We start from the raw sequence: 22,019 nt of genomic DNA on the forward strand, positions 1-22,019 counted from the left end.
TAGCCGCGCGGGCGACGGGTGGCGCCCAAGGCAGCGTCAGGCTTCTCCGACGGAAGCCTCAGCGCCGGCGCGCGGCACGGGCGGCGCCGCAGCCGCGGCTACAGCGAAGGGTTGCGCGCGTCGTAGGCGAGGAACGAGCGCTGCGTGCGCGTGACGACCGCGATGAGCGCGACGATCAGGATGCCGCCGAACAGCGGCGGCGCCCAGAGCGCGAGCATCGTGGCGACCGCGCCGACGTAGAGGTCGCCCAGTCGCGGCCCGCCCGCCACCACCACCGTGAACAGGCCCTGGGTGCGGCCGCGCATCTCGTCGGGGGTGGCCGCCAGCAGCATCGTCGAGCGGAAGATCGCGCTGATCTCGTCGCTCGCGCCCATGCCGGCCATCGCCAGCGCGGCGGCGACGAGGGCCGGCCGCGCGACCTGCGACCACTCCGCGCTCACGGCGGCACCCCATCCGATCGTCTGCACGACCAGCACGAGCCCGAACAGCAGCACGAAGCCGCCGTAGACGGTGATCGCGCGCGCGATCGCGACGCCGTGCCGGTGCACGTGCGCGACCGGGCCGGAGAAGAGGCTGGCGAGCAGCGTGCCCACGGCGCCGGCCGCCGTCAGCACGCCCACCGTGATCGGGCCGCCGCCGACGACGAGCGCGCCGACCGCCGGCAGCAGCGCGTAGGGGCGGCCGAACGTCATCGCGATGATGTCGACGACGAACGACATGCGGATGTTCGGGGCGGTGCGCAGGAACCGGTAGCCGTCGCGCAGCGACTCCAGTCCCGGCCTGGCGACCGCGCCGAGCGGCGGCAGCTTGGGCAGGCCGACGATGCCGATGAAGCCGGCGGTGAACAGCGCGGCGTCGATCGCGAAGGTCAGCGGCAGCCCGACCAGCGCGACGAGCACGCCGGCGGCGGCCGGGCCGATCGTGAGCATGATGCCGATCGCGATGCCGTTGAGCGCCGCGGCCCGCGAGATGAGGTGGGTCGGCAGCAGTCGCGGCGTCACCGCCGAGCGGGTGGCGCCCGAGACGGTGGCCGCGATCGTGTTGATCGTCGCGAGCACGTAGAGCGGCCAGATCGGCGCCCGCTCGCCGCCGTCGACGAGCGCGGCGTCCCACGCCGACAGCCCGACCAGTCCCAGCACCGCGGCCCAGCCGGTCAGGCTCGAGACCAGCAGCACCGCGCGGCGGTCGAAGGCGTCGGCCAGCATGCCGCCCCAGAGGCCGGCGACGACCATCGGCAGCAGCGCGACACCGGCGACGAGCGCGACCATCAGCGTGCTGCCGGTCATGTCGAACACCTGCAGGCCCACCGCGACCACCGTCATCTGCGCGCCGATGCCGCTGATGGTGTTGCCGATCCAGAGGCGCGCGAACGCGGGGGAGGCCCGCAGCGGCGCCAGGTCGACCATGCGGCGGCGGCGCACCGGCTCGGCAGAGCCGCTCTCGCGCGGATCGAGCTCGAGCGCCGCGGGCGGCAGGATGGCGTGGTCGCCGGTGGCGGGATCGCTCACGCGGCGCGGAGGCCGAGGCCGAGGCCGCGGCCGCGGTCGTGGCGGGCGCCGACTCGACCGCCGAGGCCCGAAGGGGCGGCTCGCAGCTCCACCTGGCGCCTACGCGACGTCGTTGATGCCGTAGAGCGTGTCGATCGCCGAGAGGAAGTCGTCGTGGCGACCCTCGGCGGCCAGCTGGCGTGCGCGGACCGTCGGCTTGTGCAGCACGACGCCGGCGAAGTGCCGCAGCGCCTGCTCGGCGAGCCTGCGCTCCTCCTCGGTGCCGCGCTTGCCGATGCGCTGGAGCTCGGCGTGCATGGCCTCCTGCACGTGCTCGCGCAGGGCGGCGATGGCGGGCCCGAGCCGCTGCTCGGCGGTGCCGCGCTCGAAGCGCTGCGCGGCCTTGCGCACGAGGTCGCGGGCGTCCTCTGTGGCGGTGAGGTGCTCGAGCGGCGCGTGCAGGCGGATCGTCTCGAGGTCGAGCAGCTGCACGCCGCGCACGGTGGCGACGTCGGGGTCGACGTTGCGCGGCATGCCCATGTCGACGACGAGCTGCGCCGTCCGCCCGTGCTCGACGGGGCACGAGGCGTCGCCGTGCAGGCCGTCGGGGTGCACCGGGCAGGTGCCGGCGTCGCCGAGGGCGACCGGGCAGGCGGATGCGTCGTGGTCGTCGACCTCGTCGCCCGGGAAGGCGTGGGTGGCCGAGAGCTGCGCCCGGCCGGCGCGCAGCAGGGCGGCGTCGACCACGTACTCCTCGGCGCTCGTGCAGGTGACGATGACGTCGGCGCTCGCGGCGGCGAGAGCGGCGTCGGGGGGGTCGACGTAGCCGATCGCGTGGCTGCGGGCGAAGCCCTCGCCGCGGTTCGACGGGCTCCACACCTCGATGTGCGAGGCGCCGCGGCGGCGCAGCTCGGCGAGCGAGACGCCCGCGAAGCGGCCGGTGCCGACGAGCAGCACGCGGGCGCCGGCGAGGTCGACGCTGCTGCTGGCCAGGTCGAGCGCGAGGCGCACGATCGAGCGGCCCGCCTCGCCGAGCCCGGTGCGGTTCTTGATGCCACGCTGCGTCTCCGAGGCACGCTGGAAGAGGCGCTCGAGGTCGGGCGAGGTGGTGCCGGCGTCGCGCGCGGAGGCGAGCGCTCGGCGCACCTGCCCGGCGATCTCGCCCTCGCCGATGACGACCGACTCGAGGCCCGAGGCGACGGCGAAGAGGTGCTCGGCGGCGCGCACGTCGGCGAGCGGCTCGAGCGACTCCGGGTGGTGGAACCCCAGCGCATCCGCCGCCGCGGTCTGGGCGATGCCGGCCGCATCGTCGGCCTCGGCGTCGACGTCGAGGTAGACCTCGAAGCGGTTGCAGGTCGAGACGACCACGGCCCCGTCGATCGAGGGGTGCGCGGCGAAGGAGGTGGGCAGCTGCGCGGCGTCGGCGGACGACAGCGCCTCGAGGGCGGTGAAGTCGGCGTTCCTATGGCTCGCCGTCAGGCAGATGAGCACCGACCCATCCTACCGGCTCGGGCGCGTGCTCGGGCGCCCGAGCACATAGCGGAATGCTAGGCAGCGGGCGGCGCGACGCGCCCGGAGGTGGGAGACTGGGGCAATGCCTGCGCTGCGCGACGATCACCCCCTCCACAGCCGCACGAACGCCTCCGGGCTGGTGCGGGCGTACCGCGGCGACCGCCCCGAGATCACGCCGGTCTGGTTCATGCGGCAGGCAGGGCGCTCGCTGCCCGAGTACCGCGAGCTGCGCCAGCGCACCGACCGCCCGGGCCGCAACATGCTCGACACCTGCCTCGACCCGGCGCTCGCGAGCGAGATCACGCTGCAGCCCGTGCGCCGCCACGGCGTCGACGCGGCCATCTTCTTCAGCGACATCATGGTGCCGCTGCGCCTGGTCGGCGTCGACGTGACGATCGAGCCGGGCGTCGGCCCGGTGATGGGCAGCGCGATCCGCACCCCCGAGGACGTCGACCGGCTCGTCGCCCTCGACCCCGCGGTGCTCGACGAGGCGCTCGAGCCCGTGCGCGAGGGCGTGCGCCAGACCGTCGCGGGCCTCGCCGAGATCGGCGACGGCTCGACGCCGCTGATCGGCTTCGCCGGCGCCCCCTTCACGCTCGCCGCCTACCTGATCGCCGGCCGCCCCTCGAAGGACCACCTCGAGGCGCGCACGCTCATGCGCTCGCACCCCGATGCCTGGGATCGCCTGAGCCGCTGGGCGGGCGACGTCACCGGCCGGTTCCTGCGCGCGCAGGTCGAGGAGGGCGCCTCGGCCGCTCAGCTGTTCGACTCGTGGGCGGGCTCGCTGCCGCTCGAGCAGTACCGCGAGCACGTCGCCCCCGCCTCGCGCCTGGCGCTCGACGCGGTGCGCGACCTCACCGACGCCGCGGGCCGCCGCGTGCCGCTCGTGCACTTCGGCGTCGGCGCCGGCGAGCTCTACAGCGCGATGGACCTCGACGTCGACGCGGTCGGCGTCGACTGGCGGGTACCGCTCGACGTGGCGCTCGAGCGCATCGACGCCGACGTGACGGTGCAGGGCAACCTCGACCCGGCCGTGCTCGGCGCGCCCTGGGAGATCGTCGAGGCGGCCATCGACCACGTCATGATGGCCGGCTCCGTCGCCCGTGCGCACGTGTTCAACCTCGGCCACGGCGTGCCCCCGACCACCGACCCGGCGGTGCTGACGCGCATCGTGCAGGCGGTGCACGCGCGGTGACCGAGGTGCACCCCGAGGCCGTGCACGGGCCTGCGGATGCGTCCGCTCCCGAGGGCGCGCCGCGGTACGACACGATCGTGGCCGGCGCGGGCGTCGCGGGGCTGACCGTCGCGCACGAGCTGGCCGGCCGCGGCTACCGGGTGCTGGTGCTCGAGGCGTCGGCGCGCCTCGGCGGCGTCGCGAGCCCGCTCGAGCTCGACGGCCTGGTGCTCGACGCGGGCGCGGAGTCGTTCGCGACCCGCGGCGGCGCGGTGGCCGAGCTCGCGACCGAGCTGGGCCTGGGCGACGAGATCGTCTCGCCCAACCCCGCGGGCGCCTGGCTGCAGCTGCCCGGCCGGGCTGCACCGCTGCCGAGGGCGACGCTGCTGGGCATCCCGTCGGTGCCGCTCGCGAAGGACGTCATCGCGGTGCTCGGCTGGGGCGGCGCGCTGCGCGCCTACGCCGATCGGCTGATGCCGGTGCTGCGCATCGGCTCGTTCGACGCGCTCGGCCCGCTCGTGCGGCGCCGCATGGGGCAGAAGGTGCTCGACCGGCTGGTCGCGCCGCTCGCCGGCGGCGTCTACTCCGCCGACACCGACCTGCTCGACATCGCGACGGTCGCGCCGGGGCTCAACAACGCCCTGACGCAGGCCGGCTCGCTGTCGGGCGCGGTCGCGGTGGTGCTCGAGGAGCGCGCCGCGGGCGCCGCGACCGGCAGGGCCGGCTCTGCCGTGCAGGGCATCCGCGGCGGCATCCATCGGCTCACCGCCGCGCTCGCGGCCCGCGCCGCCCTGCACCGCGCCGAGCTGCGCACGGGTGTGCGCGTCGAATCGGCCGCGAAGACCGACACCGGCTGGCTCGTGACGACGGATGCGGGCAGCGTCGCCGCGTCGTCGCTGGTCGTCGCGCTCCCCGAGCGCGAGGCGCGCCGGGTGCTCGCCGACGTCGACGGCTTCGCGCCGCCGCCCTTCGCGCACAGCCGCGACGCGCAGCCGCTGCGCGACCCGGAGGGCGAGGCCGGTGTCACCGTCGAGCTCGTCACCCTGGTCTTCCCGCCCGGAGCGATCGAGGGCGACCCGCGCGGCACCGGCGTGCTCGTCGCCGCCGACGCGACCGGCGTGCAGGCGAAGGCGATGACCCACTCGACGGCCAAGTGGCCGTGGCTGCGCGAGGCGGCCGCCGGCCGCGAGGTCGTGCGGCTCTCCTACGGCTCCGGCATCGCCGCGCCCGCCACCGAGGGCCTCGACGACGCCGCTGCCGCCGAGCTCGCGCTCGCCGATGCGCGCGCGATCCTGGGGCTCGACCTGCCGCAGCCCGTCGCCAGCGCGCGCGTGCGCTGGGAGCAGGGCCAGCCCTCGAGCATCGTCGGCGCCCGCGCCCGCCAGCAGGCGCTGCGCGACGCCGCCGCCCCGCACGACACCCTGCTGATCGTCGGCGCTGCCGTCGCGGGCACCGGCCTCGCGCAGGTCGTGCCCGACGCCCGCAGGGCCTCGCTCGAGATCCGCCGGGAGCGCTTCGCCGTGCCCGGCACCCCCTGGACGACCGACCTCGACGCCGAGACGAGCGCGCACGACGCGCTGGAGGCATCCGCCGAGCCGCACGCATCCCCTGCGCCCGGCGCAGCCGACCCCGACCACGACCGCACCGCAGGCGCCTCGAGCGCCGAAGAACCCCGAGGAGACGCATGAGCGAGCAGACGCAGCCGCAGCCGGGCGACGGCTTCACCATCTGGAGCGTGCACAAGCGCGGCACCGCGGGCACCACGGGCGCATCGCTCGCCGACGAGCTCGCAGCGCTGGCCGCCGAGGGCGTCACCGCGCGCGGCATCTACGACGTCTCGGCGATGCGCGCCGACGCCGACATCATGGTCTGGCTGCACGGCGGGTCGCCCGAGCAGCTGCAGGCCGCCGTGCGCCGCGTGCGCCGCTCGCGCGAGCTCGCCGGCACCGAGCAGGTGTGGGGCGCGATGGGCGTCCACCGCGACGCCGAGTTCAACAAGAGCCACGTGCCCGGGTTCCTGCGCGGCATCGAGCCGAAGCGGTGGGTGACCGTCTACCCCTTCAACCGCTCCTTCGACTGGTACCTGCTGCCCGCAGAGGAGCGCAGCCGCATGCTCGCCGAGCACGGCCGCGCCGGCGCCGCCTACCGCGGCGTCATCGCCAACACCGTCGCCGCGTTCGCGCTGGGCGACTACGAGTGGATCCTGCCGCTGGAGAGCGACGAGCTGACCGAGCTGGTCGACATGATGCGCGAGCTGCGTGCGGTCGACGCGCGCCTCCACGTGCGCGACGAGATCCCGTTCTTCACCGGTCGCCGCATCGCGGTCGACGAGATCGAGGAGGTGCTCGCATGAGCGAGTCGATGGACACCGAGCTGATGAGCGCCGCACCGGCCGGCGGCTGCTGCGGCGGAGGCTGCTGCGGCGGCGCCAGCGCCATGGCCGGCGCCGTGCAGTCGCAGCCCGAACTGCAGCAGGCGGCCCAGCAGGAGGCCCGCCGCGAGACGAAGCCCCCGGCCGCTACCGGCGTGCGCCTCGAGCCCGGTGCAGCGGTGCCGAGCGCGACGCCCGCCGCGCAGGCCGGCCCCGAGCACGTCGAGGAGCCCGTCGCCTACGACGGCATCCTGCTGTCGGGCTTCGGCGGGCCCGAGGGCCAGGACGACGTGATCCCGTTCCTGCGCAACGTCACGCGCGGCCGCGGCATCCCCGACGAGCGGCTCGAAGAGGTCTCGACCCACTACCGCCACTTCGGCGGCGTGAGCCCCATCAACCAGCAGAACCGCGAGCTGAAGGCGGCGCTCGAGGCGGCGCTCGCCGAGGCCGGCGTCGACCTGCCCGTCTACTGGGGCAACCGCAACTGGGCGCCCTACCTCGACGAGGCGCTGCAGCAGGCCGCGGCGGCCGGGGCGACGGCGCTGCTCGCGATCCCCACCTCTGCCTACTCCTCGTACTCGTCGTGCCGTCAGTACCGCGAGGACTGGGCCGACGCGCTCGAGGCGACCGGCCTGCAGGAGTCGCTGTCGATCGACAAGGTGCGCCAGTTCTTCAACCACCCCGGCTTCCTGGCCCCGTTCGTCGACGGCGTGCGCGGCACGGTCGCCGAGGCGCGCGCCGCGGGCTTCGCGGATGCCGACATCGAGGTGCTCTTCGCGACCCACAGCATCCCCACCGCCGACGCCGAGCGCTCCGGCGCGCCCGACCTGCACCAGTGGGGCCCGGGCGGCGGCTACGAGGGCCAGCACCTCGCCGCGGCCGAGTGGGTCATGGGCGAGGCAGCGCCCGACGTCGCCTGGCAGCTCGTCTACCAGTCGCGCTCGGGGCCGGCGTCGCAGCCGTGGCTCGAGCCCGACGTCAATGACGCGATCGAGGCGCTCGAGAACCGCAAGGCCGTGGTTATCGTGCCGCTCGGCTTCGTCAGCGACCACATGGAGGTCATGTGGGACCTCGACGAGGAGGCGCTGGAGACCGCCGAGGAGCACGGACTCTGGGCGCGCCGCGCGCCGACGCCGGGCGTCGACCCGCAGTACGTTGGCGCGCTCGTCGACCTCGTGCAGGAGCGGCTCGAGGGCCGGCCGACCGCCGAGCGCAAGGCGGTCACCTCGATCCCCGCCTGGTACGACGTCTGCCGCCCCGGCTGCTGCGAGAACCCGCGCCTCGGCTTCCGGCCCGCGATCGCCGGGCTGCAGCCGTGAGCGCGGTGCGCGTCTGCACCCCCGGCCGCCCGGTGCACAACGCAAGCTCCAGCGCGGCGAACCGCGGCGCATGGGCCCGTGCTGCCGCGACCGCCGCGGATCCCGCTGGCCGGGCTTGCGTTGTGCACGGGGGTGCGCGATGAGCGTCGTGCGGGTCGGCACCCGCGGCTCGGCGCTCGCGATGGCGCAGACGAAGGCGCTCGCCGCGCGCTTCGCGGGCGAGGTCGAGATCGTCGAGATCACCACGAAGGGCGACGTGGACCGCTCGTCGCTGCAGCAGCTCGGCGGCACCGGGGTCTTCGTCTCGGCGCTGCGCGACGCGCTGCTCGACGGCACCGTCGATGTGGCCGTGCACTCGATGAAGGATCTGCCGACCGCGCCGGCCGCCGGCATCGAGCTGGCCGCCGTCACCAAGCGCGAGGACGCCCGCGACGCGCTCTGCGCCCGCGACGGCCTGACGCTCGCCGAGCTGCCCGAGGGCGCGAAGGTGGGCACCGGCTCGCCGCGCCGCATGGCGCAGCTGCGGCTGGCCCGCCCCGACCTCGAGATCGTCGACATCCGCGGCAACGTGCCCACGCGCCTCGCCCGCGCGCAGGGCGACCCCGAGACGGGCGAGGGCGCCGACCTCGACGCGGTCGTGCTCGCGCTCGCGGGGCTGCGCCGGCTCGGGCTCGACGGCCACGCGACCGAGATCCTCGACCTCATCGACTTCCCGACCGCGCCCGCCCAGGGCGCGCTCGCGGTCGAGATCCGCGAGGGCGACGCGGTCGCGCGCGCGGCGGTGACGAAGACCGACCACGCGTCGACGCGGGCCGCCGCCGACGCCGAGCGCCGCGTGCTCGCGGGGCTCGAGGCCGGCTGCGCCGCGCCGCTCGCCGCCAGCGCCGAGGTCGTCGACGGGATGCTCTTCCTCACCGCGATCGCGTACGCGACCGACGGGTCGAGGCGACTGAGCGCATCCCACGCCTACACGCTCGACTCGACGAAGCCGGCCGAGCTGGCCGAGGCCGCCCGCGACGTCGCCGAGCGCGCCGTCACCGAGCTGCTCGACGGCGGCGCGGCGGCGCTGGTGCACGAGGCCCGCGAGCCTCGCGGCTGAAGCAGCGGGATCGCGGCCGGCGTCCCGTAGTTTTGGCGCATGCGCACCATCGCCACCGTCCTCGCCGGCGTCAGCCTCATCTGCGTCGGGCTCGTGCTGTTCGGGGCGGCAGGCGTCGAGCGGTCGATCGTCGCCGCGATCACCTGCGCGATCCTGGCGGTGGCGTTCGCGGTGCTCTCCCTGCGCAGCCCGGCGGCCGAGGCGGACCCCGTGCGGGCGCCCGTCGAGGGCGAGCGAACTGCCTGACTCGCCCCGCCCGTGACGAGCGCGGCCGCACCGGCCTGGTTGAATGCCAGGACGCATCCGACCCGGGAGGAACCATGCGAGTCCTGATCCCCCGTGGCGGCAGCTGGGGCGACGACGTCGCCCGGCTCGTCACCGACGCCGGCTTCGAGCCGCTCATCCTGCCGCTCGTCACCATCGAGCCCGCAGACGACCAGGAGCACCTGCAACGGGTGCTCGGCCAGCTGTCGGAGGGCCGCTTCGACTGGCTCGTCGTCACCAGCCAGTCGACCGTGCGCGTGCTGCCGCGTGTGCCCGCATCGGTGCACGTCGCCGCCGTGGGCGCCGTCACCGCGGCCTCGCTGCGCGAGCGCGGGGTGCCGGTGGGCTTCATCCCGACGAAGCAGTCGGCGGCGGGGCTGGTCGACGAGTGGCCGATCCGCGAGGGCCGCGTGCTCTGGCCGCACGCGCTCGACGCGCGCCCCACGATCGCCGACGGGCTGCGCCAGCACGGCATGCAGGTGACCGAGGTGGTCGCCTATCAGACGGTGCCCGTCTACGAGTCGGGGCGCGAGCTCGTCGAGGCGATCACCGGCAGCATGCCCATCATCGATGCGGATGCGCTGCGGCAGCAGGAGGAGCTCCAGGCGGCCGGGGAGGACGGTGCGGATGCGGTGCTCACCGCCGTCGAGCCGGCCGAGACGCCGATCGACGCGGTGCTCGTGACCTCGGGATCGGTCGCGAAGCAGGTGGCGCGGCTGGGGCTCGCCACCGACACGCGGATCATCGCGATCGGCGAGCAGACCGCCGAGGACTGCCGCAAGTACGGCCTGCGGGTCGCGGCAGTGGCGAAGCAGCCGAACCCGACGGCGCTGGTGGCGGCGCTGGCGACGACGGCGCCGCGGCCCTGAGCCCCGGAGGCCGCAGCTGCCGCGGCGGCGCCGCGATGCGTCGCGATCTGCCGCGCTGCTCAGCGATGTGTGTCCATTCTGGCGCTCATTCGCGTCGGATGGCAGCCATTTCGGACACAGCTGCGGGAATGGGCCGGCGGCGGCCGCGTCGTTGAGCGGATGTGTGACACACCTGTGGGAGTCGGCCGGCGGCGCCCGCGTCGTTGAGCGGATGGGTGTCCGTTCTGGCGCTCATCGGCGGTCGCCGACCGCCATTTCGTGCACACCTCCTTCGCCGTCCTCTCGCAGGCGTAGCGTTGCGGCATGGCCGACACGAACCCCGCGCTCGAGGCGCTCGCCGCATCCGGACTCGACCACGAGGTCACGCGCCACGGCCGGGTGGGCTCGCTGGCCGAGGCCGCGGCGGCTCGCGGCGTGACGCCTGCCGACATCATCAAGACGATGGTCGTGCGGCGCGGCGAGGGCGACCACGTGCTCGTGCTGGTGCCCGGCGACCGCACCATCGCCTGGCCCAAGCTGCGCGAGCTGCTGGGCGTGAACCGGCTGTCGATGCCCGACGCCGACGCCGCCTTCGCGGTCACCGGCTTCACGCGCGGCACCATCACGCCGTTCGGCACCACGACGCCCCTGCCCGTCATCGCCGACGATCGCGTGCGCGGCCGTCGCGTCTCGATCGGCGCCGGCGACCACGGCGTCGCGGCGACCGTCGACGGCGATGCCCTCATCGCGCACCTGGGCGCCCAAGTCGCCGACGTGACCGATCCCGAGCCGCCGCGCTGACGCATCCGCCCGCCCTGCGGCACCCGCCTGCCGCACCCGCGCTGCCGCACCCGCCCTGCCGCTTCGCGGCGAGGGGTAGCCCGGCCCCCGCGGTAGCGCCGAGCCGCCCGAGCGCGTAGCATCGCCCGAGCAATCGTCGGCGGTGTCAGCGCCGGCGCCCCACGCAGGAGAAGAGCCGAGATGACCGAGATCCGCGGAGCCGCGACCGCGCGCTGACCCGACTGCCACGCACAGTCGACGCACCCGTCAGCGCACCAGCTGCGTTCTCGGAGGATCTCTTGGCAGCTCCTGCCATCGCGCTCTCGCGCGTCTCGTTCACCTGGCCCGACGGCACCGCTGCGCTCGGCAGCGCCGCGCCGGACCCAGCCGCCGGCGAGCAGCCCGGCGGCATCACCGGTGCGCTCGGCCACGGCCGCACTGGCCTCGTCGGCCGCAACGGCTCTGGCAAGTCGACCCTGCTGCGCCTCATCGCCGGCGAGCTCACCCCCACCGGCGGCACGGTCGCCGTGCAGGGCACCGCCGCGACGCTGCCGCAGCAGCTCGCGCTCGGCCCCGGCACGGTGGCGGATGCGCTGGGCATCGCAGGCGTGCTCGGCGCGATCGCGGCGATCGAGTCGGGCGACGTCGCGCCCGAACGGTTCGACCAGGTCGGCGACCGATGGGGCATCGAGGCGGAGGCGCTCGGCGAGCTCGCCGGCCTCGGCCTCGCGGGCGATGCCGACCTGCTGCGCCGAGCCGTCGCGTCGCTCTCGGGCGGCGAGGCGGTGCTCGTCGGGCTCGCGGCGATCCGGCTGCAGCGCGCCGACATCGCGCTGCTCGACGAGCCGACCAACAACCTCGACGCCGGCGCCCGCGCGCGCCTGCACGAGGCGGTCAGCGGCTGGCGCGGCACGCTGGTCGTCGTCAGCCACGATGTCGAGCTGCTCGAGCGGGTCGACCGCATCGCAGAGCTGCACGGGCCGAGCGCCGAGCGGGGCCGCGCCACCGGCCGCGGCGCCGGGCTGCGCGTGTTCGACGGGCCGTACTCGGTCTACCGCGACGCGATCGCGGCCGAGCAGGCGGCGGCGGAGCGCGACGTGCGCGACGCCCAGCAGCAGCTGCGGCGCGAGCGGCGCGACCGCGTCGAGGCCGCCGATCGGCGGTCGCGCTCGGAGGCCGCGGGCCGCCAGGCGTTCCTCGCCGGCGGCATGCCGAAGATCGTCGCCGGCGGGCTGCAGCGCCGGGCGGAGCGCACGACCGCGCGCTCGAAGGCGCTCCACGAGTCGCGCGAGGCGAGCGCCACGGCGGCGCTCGAGGCCGCCGAGGAGCAGCTGCGCGACGACCGCGCGATCCGCATCGACCTGCCCGACACCGCCGTGCCCGCCCGCCGCGACGTGCTCGAGCTGCGGCTGCCCGACGGCGCGCCGCTCGTCGTGCGCGGCGCGGAGCGCATCGCGCTGACGGGCGCGAACGGCGCCGGCAAGACGACGCTGCTCGACGCGATCGCGGCCTTCCGGGCGGATGCGTCGGGTGCCGCCGCCGACGCCGGCGCGGTTCCGCGCGGGGCCCGCGCGGCGGCCCGCGACCGGGGTCGGCGCACGCGCGGCTGCTGTCGCACGAGTGCGCGGTGGCCCCCGACCGGCCGTCGACCCGCACGCGCGCGGCGCCCGCGCCCGGCGTACGATCCGCAGTGGACGAGCCCCGAGGAGGCGGCCATGCACGTTGACCAGCAGCAGCTCGACGAGGCGGTCGCGAAGGAGGCCTTCACCGGCGTCGCGACGATCGACGTCGGCGACGAGCGGGTGCTCGAACGGGTCGAGGGCTTCGCCAGCCGCGCCCTCGGGGTGCCGATGACGGCAGGCACCCGCATCGCGATCGCGAGCGGCAGCAAGGCCTTCACCGCGGTCGCGATCCTGCGGCTGGTCGAGCAGGGCGCGCTGCGCCTCGACCAGCGGGTGCGCGAGCTGCTCGGCGACGACCTGCCGCTCATCGACGACGCGGTGACGATCGAGCAGCTGCTCGACCACACCTCGGGCATCGGCGACTACCTCGACGAGGAGGCCGACTGGGAGCCCGATCAGTTCGTGCTGCCGCTGCCGGTGCACACGCTGACGACCGCCGAGGCGTTCGTGCCGATGCTCGACGGATTCCCGCAGGCGTTCGAGCCGGGCACCTCGTTCGCCTACAACAACGGCGCCTACATCGTGCTGGCCGTGGTGCTCGAGCGCACCACGGGCGAGACCTACCACCAGGCGGTGCAGCGCCTGATGCTCGAGCCGGCCGGGCTCGCGCAGACCGGCTTCCTGCCGCTCAACGCCCTGCCGGCAGGCACGGCGCTCGGCTACCTGCACGACGACGGCGACCTCGTGAACACGCTGCACCTGCCGGTGCTCGGCAACGGCGACGGCGGCGCGTTCACGACCGCCGACGACCTGCACCGCTTCTGGCGGGCGCTGCTCGACGGCCGCATCGTCTCGCGCGAGACCGTCGACGCGATGTCGACGCCGCGGCACGACGTGCCGGGCGAGCAGATGCGCTGCGGCATGGGCCTGTTCCTGCACCAGACGCTGCCGGTGCTGATGCTCGAGGGCTACGACGCGGGCGCCTCGTTCTGCACCTGGCACATCCCCGCGTCGCAGACGACCGTGAGCGTGCTCGGCAACAGCTCCGAGGGCGGCTGGCCGGTCATGGGCGTGCTGCGGGCCGCGATCGGCGCGCACCTGGAGCACCGCTGATCGTCGGGCCGGCGAACCCGCCGCGAGCGGCGACCCCTTCCACCGATTCCGACCCGGTGCACCGGCTCCGATCTGGTGAACGGGGTCGCCGAACCGCTGGCACACTGGCGCCATGAGCGAGCCGCGCATGCCGCACGAGCGCATGCCACACGAGCGCATCCCACATGAGCGCATCCTCGACGAGCGCATCCCCGAAGAGTGCATCCCCGACCCGCGCATCCTCGGTCCGGGCCTCGCGCCGACCCCGTTCACCGCCGACGAGATCCGCGCGGGCTGCCCCGACGGCCACTGGGCGCTCGTGCGCACCGAGCGGGGCGGCGAGACGACCTTCCACCGCTCGGGCTTCGAGGCGGGCGACGCCGAGGGCGTCACCTGCACCACGACACCGACGGATGCCTCCGGTCACCCCACCGGGCCCGTCACGAGCCGCCGCGCGACCTGGGCCGAGCTGCAGGCGCATGCGGCGTTCCAGGCCTCGTCCACGACCGTCGCGAGCGAACGCATCCGCCTGGCCTTCGGCGAGCGCGACTGCCTGCGCTACGACGTCGCCGGAGACGACGGCAGCGACGACGGCAGCGGCCCGGCCACCTTCTGGTTCGCGCTCGAGCACCCCGGCATGCCCGTGCGCTACGTCTCGCCCGGCTTCGCCGCCGAGACGATCGCCGTCGCCGGCTGAGGCCGCGCGCCGAGCCGTGACGCAGCCGACGGCGCGACCCGCAGAGGATCGCGCCGTCGGCCGGCGTCAGCGAGGTCCGATCAGGGCACCACGACCGCCCGGCCGCGCACCTTGCCGTCGTGCAGGTCGGCATAGGCCTGCAGGGCGTCCTCGATCGGGTACTCCTTCGTCTCGATCTTGATCTGGCCGCGCTTGGCCATCTCGACCAGCTCGAGCAGCGACGAGCGCGTGCCCCAGAGCGAGGTGCGCACCTCGACGTCGTACGGCGCGGTCATCAGCCCGACCTTCGCGCCGCCGCCGCCCGCGCCGACCTCGACGACCGCGCCGGCGACGCGCACCGCGGCCAGCGCCGTGGCGCCGGTCGGGTCGATGCCGACGAAGTCGAACACCACGTCGGCGCCCACGCCGTCCGTCAGCTCCTTGATCTTCGCGGCGGCCTCGCCGTTCGATTCGAAGGCCTCGTGCGCGCCCATCTCCTTGGCGAAGGCGAGCTTCTCGTCGCCCACGTCGAGCGCGACGATGCGCGCGGCGGTGAGCTCGCGCAGCAGCTGGATGGCGACATGGCCGAGGCCGCCGGCGCCGATCACGACGGCGGTCGAGCCGCCGGTGAGGTGGTGCTGCACCTTCTTGATCGCCTCGTAGGGCGTCAGCGCCGCGTCGGTCAGCGAGGCCGCGCGCACGTGGTCGAGGTCGCCGATCGGCACCAGGTGGCGAGCGGTGTCGACGATCATGTACTCGGCCATCGCGCCGTCGCGACCGAGGCCGGGGGAGACCATGCCGTTCAGGCACAGCTGCTCTCGGCCCGACGCGCACATGGTGCAGACGCCGCAGCCCCAGCAGCCGTAGACGATCACGCTGTCGCCGACCGAGACGCCGGTCGCGCCCTCGCCGAGCTGCTCGACGACGCCGGCCGGCTCGTGGCCGAGGGTCATCGGCATCGGGTAGGGGTAGCCCTCCTCCGGGAACGACATCACGACCTCGTCAGAGTGGCACAGGCCCGAGGCGGTGATGCGCAGCAGCACCTCGCCCGGTCCGGGGGTGGGCTTCTCGATCTCGACCAGCTCGGGGCTCTGCCCGAACGTCGTGTACTGGACCGCCTTCATGGGAGTCCCTCCTTCATGTCTGGCGGGGCTGCCGCGGCCTGGATGCACGCGGCTCCTCTGCCGCTTCAGGCTACTCTCGGCCGACGGGTCGGTAACGGCCAAAGCGGGCCATGGCGATGACGACCGCGGTCAGCGGATGGGTGCGGCGGACGGGTGCGGAGTATCCTGGAGGGGATGTCCCCCACCCTCCGCCCCCGCCGGCTGCGGCAGAGCGCCCCCATGCGCCGCCTGGTCGCCGAGACCCGCATCCACCCCGCGCAGCTCGTGCTGCCGATGTTCGTCGCGGAGGGCCTCGACGAGCCCCGCCCGATCACGAGCATGCCCGGCCAGCTGCAGCACACGCTCGACTCGGCAGCCCGCGAGGTCGAGCGCGGCATCGCCGCCGGCATCGGCGGCATCATGCTCTTCGGGGTGCCGACCGAGAAGGATGCGGTGGGTTCCGGCGCGACGGACCCTGACGGCATCCTCAACACCGCCACGCGGTTCCTCGCGGAGCGCTTCGGCGACGCGACGGTCGTGCAGACCGACCTCTGCCTCGACGAGTTCACCGACCACGGCCACTGCGGCGTGCTGGCCGCCGACGGCAGCGTCGACAACGACGCGACGCTCGTGCGCTACGCCGACATGGCGCTCGCGCAGGCCGAGGCGGGCAGCCGCATCCTCGGGCTCAGCGGCATGATGGACGGCCAGGTCGAGCACGTGCGCGCCGCCCTCGACGCCGCCGGCCACCAGCAGACGGCCATCCTCGGCTACTCGGCGAAGTACGCCTCGGCGCTCTACGGCCCGTTCCGCGAGGCCGTCGACTCGAGCCTGCAGGGTGACCGGAAGACCTACCAGCAGGATCCGGCCAACCGCCGCGAGGGCCTGCGCGAGGCCCTCCTCGACATCGCCGAGGGCGCCGACATCGTGATGGTGAAGCCGGCCAGCCTCTATCTCGACGTGCTCGCCGACGTCGCCGACGCATCCGATGTGCCCGTCTGGGCCTACCAGGTGTCGGGCGAGTACGCGATGGTCGAGGCGGCGGCCGCCAACGGCTGGATCGACCGCGACCGGCTGATCGCCGAGAGCCTGACCAGCATCGTGCGGGCGGGCGCCGACGTGGTGCTCACCTACTGGGCGATCGAGCAGGCCGAGCTGCTGGGAGCGCTGCGATGAGCACCAACGCCGAGCTCTTCGAGCGCGCGAAGCTGGCGATCCCCGGCGGCGTGAACAGCCCCGTGCGGGCGTTCGGGTCGGTCGGCGGCACGCCGCCGTTCCTCGTGGCCGCGAAGGGCGCGCACGTCACCGACGCCGAGGGGCGCGAGCTCGTCGACCTGGTGGCGAGCTGGGGCCCGGCGATCCTGGGGCACGCGCACCCCGAGGTGATCGAGGCGGTGCAGGACGCCGCAGCCCATGGCCTCTCGTTCGGCGCGTCGACGCCCGCCGAGGCGCTGCTGGCCGAGGAGGTCGAGCGTCGCGTCGGCCCCGTCGAGCGGCTGCGGCTCGTGTCGACCGGCACCGAGGCGACCATGACGGCGATCCGGCTGGCCCGCGGCGCCACCGGCCGCGACCTGCTGGTGAAGTTCGACGGCCACTACCACGGCCACTCCGACGGCCTGCTGGTCGCCGCGGGCTCCGGGCTCGCCACGCTCGCGATGCCCGGCTCGGCCGGCATCCCGGCATCGGTCGCCGCCACCACCGTGGTCGTGCCCTACAACGACCGCGACGCGATCGAGGCGGTGTTCGCCGAGCGCGGCGACCAGATCGCCGCCGTCATCGTCGAGGCCGCCGCCGCCAACATGGGCGTCGTCGAGCCCGACGGCGACTTCAACGGCTTCCTCGCCCGCACCGCGCACGCGCACGGCGCGCTGCTCATCAGCGACGAGGTGCTCACCGGCTTCCGCGTGCACCGCTCGGGCATGTGGGGCATCGAGCAGTGGGTCGGCGACGAGGCGCCCGACCTCCTCACCTTCGGCAAGGTGATCGGCGGCGGCATGCCGCTCGCCGCCCTCGGCGGCCGGCGCGACCTCATGGAGCTGCTCGCCCCGCTCGGCCCCGTCTACCAGGCGGGCACGCTCTCGGGCAATCCCGTCGCGGTCGCGGCGGGCCTCACGACGCTGCGGCTCGCCACCGACGAGGTCTACCGGCGGCTGGATGCCGCTGCCGACACCATCACCGGCGCCCTCACGGATGCGCTCAGGGCCGAGGGCGTGGCGCACGCGATCTCGCGCGTCGGCAGCCTCTTCTCGGTCGCCTTCGCCCCCGAGGCGCCGCGCGACTTCGACCAGGTGCGCGCGCAGGAGGCGTTCCGCTACCCGCCGTTCTTCCACGCGATGCTCGACGCGGGCGTCAGCCTGCCGCCGAGCGTGTTCGAGGCGTGGTTCGTGACGGCGGCGCACGGCGACGAGGCGCTCGGGCGCATCGTCGACGCGCTGCCGGCCGCGGCGCGCGCCGCTGCGGCCGCGAAGCCCACGGCGGCGTAGCCCCGCGCACCGAGACCACCCCCGGAAGGGGTAGTCCCGGGACCCTCTTGCGGGCTACCGTGGCCGCATGGCGACGACGCTGGCGTGCCCCAACTGCGGCACCCCCATGCGCGAGATCGTCTGGGGCTTCGGCACCCTCGCCGACATGGAGGAGCAGGGCGACGTCGTGGTGGGCGGATGCGTCGTCGACGTCGACGAGGCCGGTCGCGTGGCCGTCGTGCAGTGCCCGCTCTGCGGCACGCGTGCCGACAGAGCAGGCGTCGCGCTCGAGCGCTCCGAGCCCCCTGCCGCCGGCGAGCACCCCTTCGCCGTGAGCTTCAGCAGCCCGCCGAGCACGAAATGGGAGGTCAGCATGAGCGATACGCAGCAGCCGCAGCAGCCGAGCGAGCCGGGCGGCGGTGCCTTCGCCGCCGACGACTTCGGGGCGGCCCGATCGGCGCCCGACACGTGGCGCGACGAGGTCGACCCGTACTCGTCGCACGACGACGAGCTGCCGCAGGCGTCGGCACCGGCGCCCGACCACGTGGAGCCCTACGCCTCGCGCGGGGATGCCCTGCCTGAGAGCGGCGGCGCGATGCCCGAGCGGGTGGAGCCCTACTCGTCGCACGAGCACGACGTGCCTGGCGCATCCGCCCCGAGCCCCGAGCGCGTCGCGCCGTACTCGTCGCACGACGATGCGGTGCCCGACCGCGGTGGCCAGTGGCAGGAGCGGGTGGAGCCGTTCGCGGCCGGCGGCGAGGCGGGCGGCGAGGCGGGCGGCGCCGCCGGCGGCGACGCCAGTGCCCCTGCGGCGGCCGAGGAGCCGGTGCCGGGCGAGGCGGTGTCGGCAGAGGCGCAGCCCGAGGAGCCGGTCCCGGGCGAGCACGTCGACGGGCATGCGCGCCACACCTCTCGATACACCGACGCCGAGGAGGAGGGGTGGCCGCCGCCGCGCGACGATGGCGACGACGCCGACGACGAGGGCAGCCCGTACCCGATGGTCCGCTGAGGCCGCCGCACCCGCTCACGCCTCGGCCGGGCAGCCCGGGCCCCTAGAACAGCCGAGCGTGCCCCGAGTCGATGCCGCGCATGTCGTCGTAGTCGAGCACCACGCAGCGGATCCCGCGGTCCTCGGCGAGCGTGCGCGCCTGAGGCTTGATCTCCTGCGCCGCGAACACGCCCGACACCGGCGCGATGCGCGGGTCGCGGTTCAGCAGCTCGAGGTAGCGGGTGAGCTGCTCGACCCCGTCGATCTCGCCGCGGCGCTTGATCTCGACCGCCACGGTCGCCCCCGCGGCATCCTTCGCCAGGATGTCGACCGGCCCGATGGGCGTCATGTACTCGCGCCGCCACAGCTCGTAGCCGTCGCCGAGCCGCTCGATCTGCTCGGCCAGCAGCACCTGCAGGTGCGCCTCCACGCCGTCCTTCACGAGCCCCGGGTCGACGCCCAGCTCGTGGCTCGAGTCGGCGAGCACCTCGTGCACCTTGACGATCAGCGAGTCGCCGGTCTTCTTGTGCGTGACCGTCCAGATCTCGGTGATGCCCGCATCCGCCTGGGTCTCATCGGGGGCGGATGCGGTGAAGGAGGCAGGCGGGCTCATCCAGTTGAGCGGCTTGTACGAGCCGCCGTCGCTGTGCACGAGGATCGACCCGTCGGCCTTCAGCATCAGCACGCGGGGCGCGAGCGGCAGGTGCGCCGAGAGGCGCCCCGCGTAGTCGACCGAGCAGTGGGCGACGACGAGCCTCATGGGGTGTCCTCCTGGCGGGCGGCGGAGCCGGTGGTGCCGGCGGCAGCGGGGGTGCGCTCGCGCGCGACGTGGCTGGTGAGCAGCGAGAGCAGCACGAACACGAGCACGGCGAGCAGCGCCAGGCGCAGCCCGACGAGGTCGCCGAGCAGGCCGAGCAGCGGCGGGCCGGCGAGGAAGGCGATGTAGCCGATCGCCGAGACGGTGCCGACGCGCGCGGCGGCGAGCCGCGGCTCGTCGGAGGCGGCGCTCATGCCGACGGGGAAGCCGAGGCACGCGCCGAGCCCCCACAGCACCACACCGACGATCACGACGACCGGCTGGTCGACGAAGATCACGATCAGCAGCCCGACGGCGGCCAGGGCGGCCGACACCCGCAGCATCGGCACGCGTCCGAAGCGCTCGAGCAGCCCCACGCCCACGAGCCGGCCCACGGTCATCGCGGTCAGGAACAGCGCGAGCGTGAACGCGGCGCCCTCGTTCGAGAAGCCGTGGCCGTCGACCATCACGAGCGTGAGCCAGTCGTTCGCGCTGCCCTCGGTGAGCGCCATGCCGAGCACGAGCAGGCCCAGCAGCAGCGTGCGCGGGTCCTTCCACACCGAGAGCCGCTCGCCGAGCGTGACGGGCGTCTCGTGCTCGTCGACCTCGTCCTCCGGCAGGAAGCGGTAGACCACGAGGCCGAGCGCGACCGTCGCGACCGCGACGCCGGTCGACTGCCACCCGAGCGGCACCCCGAGCAGCTCGCACAGGCCGCCGAGGCCGGCGCCGGCGACGGTGCCGAGCGAGAAGAACGCGTGGAACACGGGCATGATCGGCTTGCCCAGCGCGCGCTCGTTGGCGGCGCCCGAGATGTTCATGGCCACGTCGGTGATGCCCGTGAGGCTGCCGCCCACGATGAAGCCGACCACCACGAGCCAGGGCAGCGATGCCTCGGCGGCCCAGCCGGCGATCGCGAGCCCGCCCGAGACGGCGATCATGCCGAACGAGGCGACGATGCGCGAGCCGACGGCGTGGATCACGTGGCTCGCCACCAGCAGGCCCGCGATCGAGCCGACCGAGATCCCCAGCAGCAGCAGGCCCATCTCGCCCGTGGAGGCCTCGAGCGTGTCGCGCACGTGCGGCACGCGCGAGAGCCAGCTCGAGAAGCCGAACCCCATGGTGAAGAAGGTCGCGAAGACAGCGTTTCGCCAGGCGGTCACGGGGGTCACGATCCCATTCTGCCGTGCGCGCGCCGCGCTGCCGAGCAGGGGAGTAGCGTCAGCGCCATGGGGCAGACGGGCACCGAGACCCCCGTGATCCAGACGACGGGTCTCGCCAAGCGGTTCGGGCGGGTGCAGGCGCTCGACGGGCTCGACCTCAGCGTCGAGCAGGGCGACGTGCACGGCTTCCTCGGGCCGAACGGCGCGGGCAAGTCGACCACCATCCGGGTGCTACTGGGCATGCTGCGCGCCTCCGGCGGCACGGCGAGCGTGCTGGGCATGGATCCGTGGCGCGACGCGGTCGCCATCCACCGCCGCACGGCGTACGTGCCCGGCGACGTCACCCTCTGGCCCGGGCTCACCGGCGGCGAGGCCATCGACACGATCACCCGCCTGCGCGGTCACCGTGCCCCCGCATCCGACCGACGGCGACTCATCGATGCGTTCGACTTCGACCCGCGCCGCAAGGCGAAGACCTACTCGAAGGGCAACCGGCAGAAGGTCGCCCTGATCGCCGCGTTCGCGAGCGAGGCCGACCTCTACATCCTCGACGAGCCGACCAGCGGGCTCGACCCGCTGATGGAGAGCGTCTTCCAGGCCGAGATCCGCCGCATCGCCGACCGCGGCGCGACCGTGCTGCTCTCGAGCCACATCCTCAGCGAGGTCGAGCGGCTGTGCTCGCGGGTGTCGATCATCCGCGACGGGCGCATCGTCGAGTCGGGCTCGCTCGAGCAGTTGCGCCACCTGCACCACACGGTGGTCGGCTACCGAGGGCCGGTGCCCGACGGGCTGCCGCTCAGCGACGTCGTGGTCGAGGGCGAGCACGTGCGCGCGTCGATCGCGCCCGACGACGTGCCGGCGGTGCTGCGGTGGCTGGGCGAGCACGGCGCGCAGGCGGTGACCCTCACGCCGCCGAGCCTCGAGGAGCTGTTCCTGCGCCACTACGGCGACGAGGGCCGCGTCGACGTCGCGCGCGCCGAGCGGGCGAAGGGCGAGCAGCACGCCGAGGCGGTGGTGGCGGATGCGTCCCTCCCGTCGGGTGCGCAGGCGGGCGCGGGTGCGCGGGCGGGTGCGACGGCGGGCGCGGGCGCGCGGGCGGGCGCGCAGGCGGCCGCGGAGCCGGAGCCGGAGCCGGAGCCGGAGCCGGAGGAGCTGACCGGCCCGATCGGCTCCGACGGGCTGCTGGCGCCGGGGGCGGGCGACGTGCCTGCGCCGGACGTGCCTGCGCCGGACGTGCCTGGCGCCCACGGCCGCCACGCCGGGTGA

At 74.8% G+C, this 22,019-nt stretch carries 19 protein-coding genes; 14 read left to right on the plus strand and 5 right to left on the minus strand.

All coding sequences use genetic code 11. The annotated features are described in order from the left end of the window. Positions 1-98 precede the first annotated feature (98 nt). A complete protein-coding gene (locus tag Q9250_RS09420) occupies positions 99-1,508 on the minus strand; it encodes an MFS transporter (protein ID WP_306231615.1) in 1,410 nt (469 codons plus the stop codon). A gap of 99 nt (positions 1,509-1,607) precedes the next feature. Then, the gene (locus Q9250_RS09425) at positions 1,608-2,978 is read right to left on the minus strand and encodes a glutamyl-tRNA reductase (RefSeq protein ID WP_306231616.1); all 1,371 of its coding nucleotides are present in this window, start codon (positions 2,976-2,978) and stop codon (positions 1,608-1,610) included. A gap of 103 nt (positions 2,979-3,081) precedes the next feature. Here Q9250_RS09425 and hemE point away from each other — a divergent pair, with 103 nt between their 5' ends. The 10 genes from hemE (at position 3,082) to Q9250_RS09475 (ending at position 14,265) form a co-directional block, all read left to right on the plus strand. Continuing rightward, positions 3,082-4,194 carry a uroporphyrinogen decarboxylase gene (gene hemE, locus Q9250_RS09430; protein WP_306231617.1) on the plus strand — a complete coding sequence of 371 codons (1,113 nt, stop codon included), beginning with the start codon at positions 3,082-3,084 and terminating at the stop codon, positions 4,192-4,194. Beyond that, positions 4,191-5,861, plus strand: coding sequence for a protoporphyrinogen oxidase (hemG, locus tag Q9250_RS09435; protein WP_306231618.1), 1,671 nt, complete (start codon positions 4,191-4,193; stop codon positions 5,859-5,861). Before hemE ends, hemG begins: the two co-directional genes overlap by 4 nt. Then, positions 5,858-6,526 carry a hydrogen peroxide-dependent heme synthase gene (gene hemQ / locus Q9250_RS09440; RefSeq protein WP_306231619.1) on the plus strand — a complete coding sequence of 223 codons (669 nt, stop codon included), beginning with the start codon at positions 5,858-5,860 and terminating at the stop codon, positions 6,524-6,526. Before hemG ends, hemQ begins: the two co-directional genes overlap by 4 nt. Then, positions 6,523-7,863 carry a ferrochelatase gene (locus Q9250_RS09445; RefSeq protein ID WP_306231621.1) on the plus strand — a complete coding sequence of 447 codons (1,341 nt, stop codon included), beginning with the start codon at positions 6,523-6,525 and terminating at the stop codon, positions 7,861-7,863. The genes hemQ and Q9250_RS09445 overlap by 4 nt, the downstream gene beginning before the upstream one ends. Before the next feature lie 139 nt (positions 7,864-8,002). Continuing rightward, on the plus strand, positions 8,003-8,962 hold the full coding sequence (hemC, locus tag Q9250_RS09450) for a hydroxymethylbilane synthase (RefSeq protein WP_306231622.1): 960 nt from the start codon (positions 8,003-8,005) through the stop codon (positions 8,960-8,962). A gap of 39 nt (positions 8,963-9,001) precedes the next feature. Then, entirely contained in the window at positions 9,002-9,208 is a 207-nt protein-coding gene (locus Q9250_RS09455; RefSeq protein WP_306231623.1) for a hypothetical protein, read from the plus strand. 74 nt (positions 9,209-9,282) lie between these two features. After that, a complete protein-coding gene (locus Q9250_RS09460; protein WP_306231624.1) occupies positions 9,283-10,095 on the plus strand; it encodes a uroporphyrinogen-III synthase in 813 nt (270 codons plus the stop codon). Between the two features lie 303 nt (positions 10,096-10,398). Next, on the plus strand, positions 10,399-10,875 hold the full coding sequence (locus tag Q9250_RS09465) for an aminoacyl-tRNA deacylase (RefSeq protein WP_306231625.1): 477 nt from the start codon (positions 10,399-10,401) through the stop codon (positions 10,873-10,875). 278 nt (positions 10,876-11,153) lie between these two features. Continuing rightward, positions 11,154-13,589 (plus strand): serine hydrolase, encoded by a 2,436-nt coding sequence (locus Q9250_RS09470; protein WP_306231626.1) that lies wholly within the window; start codon positions 11,154-11,156, stop codon positions 13,587-13,589. Positions 13,590-13,701: 112 nt separating this feature from the next. Further along, a complete protein-coding gene (locus Q9250_RS09475; protein ID WP_306231627.1) occupies positions 13,702-14,265 on the plus strand; it encodes a hypothetical protein in 564 nt (187 codons plus the stop codon). Between the two features lie 80 nt (positions 14,266-14,345). Here Q9250_RS09475 and Q9250_RS09480 read toward each other — a convergent pair whose 3' ends face one another. Further along, the gene (locus Q9250_RS09480; protein ID WP_306231628.1) at positions 14,346-15,368 is read right to left on the minus strand and encodes an NAD(P)-dependent alcohol dehydrogenase; all 1,023 of its coding nucleotides are present in this window, start codon (positions 15,366-15,368) and stop codon (positions 14,346-14,348) included. 174 nt (positions 15,369-15,542) lie between these two features. On the opposite strand from Q9250_RS09480, the gene hemB reads away from it, so the two are divergent. The 3 genes from hemB (at position 15,543) to Q9250_RS09495 (ending at position 18,818) form a co-directional block, all read left to right on the plus strand. Further along, entirely contained in the window at positions 15,543-16,523 is a 981-nt protein-coding gene (hemB, locus tag Q9250_RS09485; protein ID WP_306231630.1) for a porphobilinogen synthase, read from the plus strand. Beyond that, on the plus strand, positions 16,520-17,830 hold the full coding sequence (gene hemL / locus Q9250_RS09490; protein ID WP_306231632.1) for a glutamate-1-semialdehyde 2,1-aminomutase: 1,311 nt from the start codon (positions 16,520-16,522) through the stop codon (positions 17,828-17,830). The genes hemB and hemL overlap by 4 nt, the downstream gene beginning before the upstream one ends. Before the next feature lie 67 nt (positions 17,831-17,897). After that, a complete protein-coding gene (locus tag Q9250_RS09495; protein WP_306231633.1) occupies positions 17,898-18,818 on the plus strand; it encodes a hypothetical protein in 921 nt (306 codons plus the stop codon). A 43-nt stretch (positions 18,819-18,861) separates the two neighbouring features. On the opposite strand, the gene nucS is transcribed toward Q9250_RS09495, so the two are convergent. Together nucS and Q9250_RS09505 are read right to left on the minus strand one after the other, a co-directional pair. Then, on the minus strand, positions 18,862-19,557 hold the full coding sequence (gene nucS / locus Q9250_RS09500) for an endonuclease NucS (RefSeq protein WP_306231634.1): 696 nt from the start codon (positions 19,555-19,557) through the stop codon (positions 18,862-18,864). Continuing rightward, positions 19,554-20,762: an MFS transporter gene (locus Q9250_RS09505; RefSeq protein WP_306231635.1), complete on the minus strand. Its 1,209-nt coding sequence runs from the start codon at positions 20,760-20,762 to the stop codon at positions 19,554-19,556. Before Q9250_RS09505 ends, nucS begins: the two co-directional genes overlap by 4 nt. A 57-nt stretch (positions 20,763-20,819) precedes the next feature. On the opposite strand from Q9250_RS09505, the gene Q9250_RS09510 reads away from it, so the two are divergent. After that, positions 20,820-22,019, plus strand: coding sequence for an ABC transporter ATP-binding protein (locus tag Q9250_RS09510; RefSeq protein WP_306231636.1), 1,200 nt, complete (start codon positions 20,820-20,822; stop codon positions 22,017-22,019).

Source organism: Agrococcus beijingensis, from assembly GCF_030758955.1.
Lineage (GTDB): Bacteria > Actinomycetota > Actinomycetes > Actinomycetales > Microbacteriaceae > Agrococcus > Agrococcus beijingensis.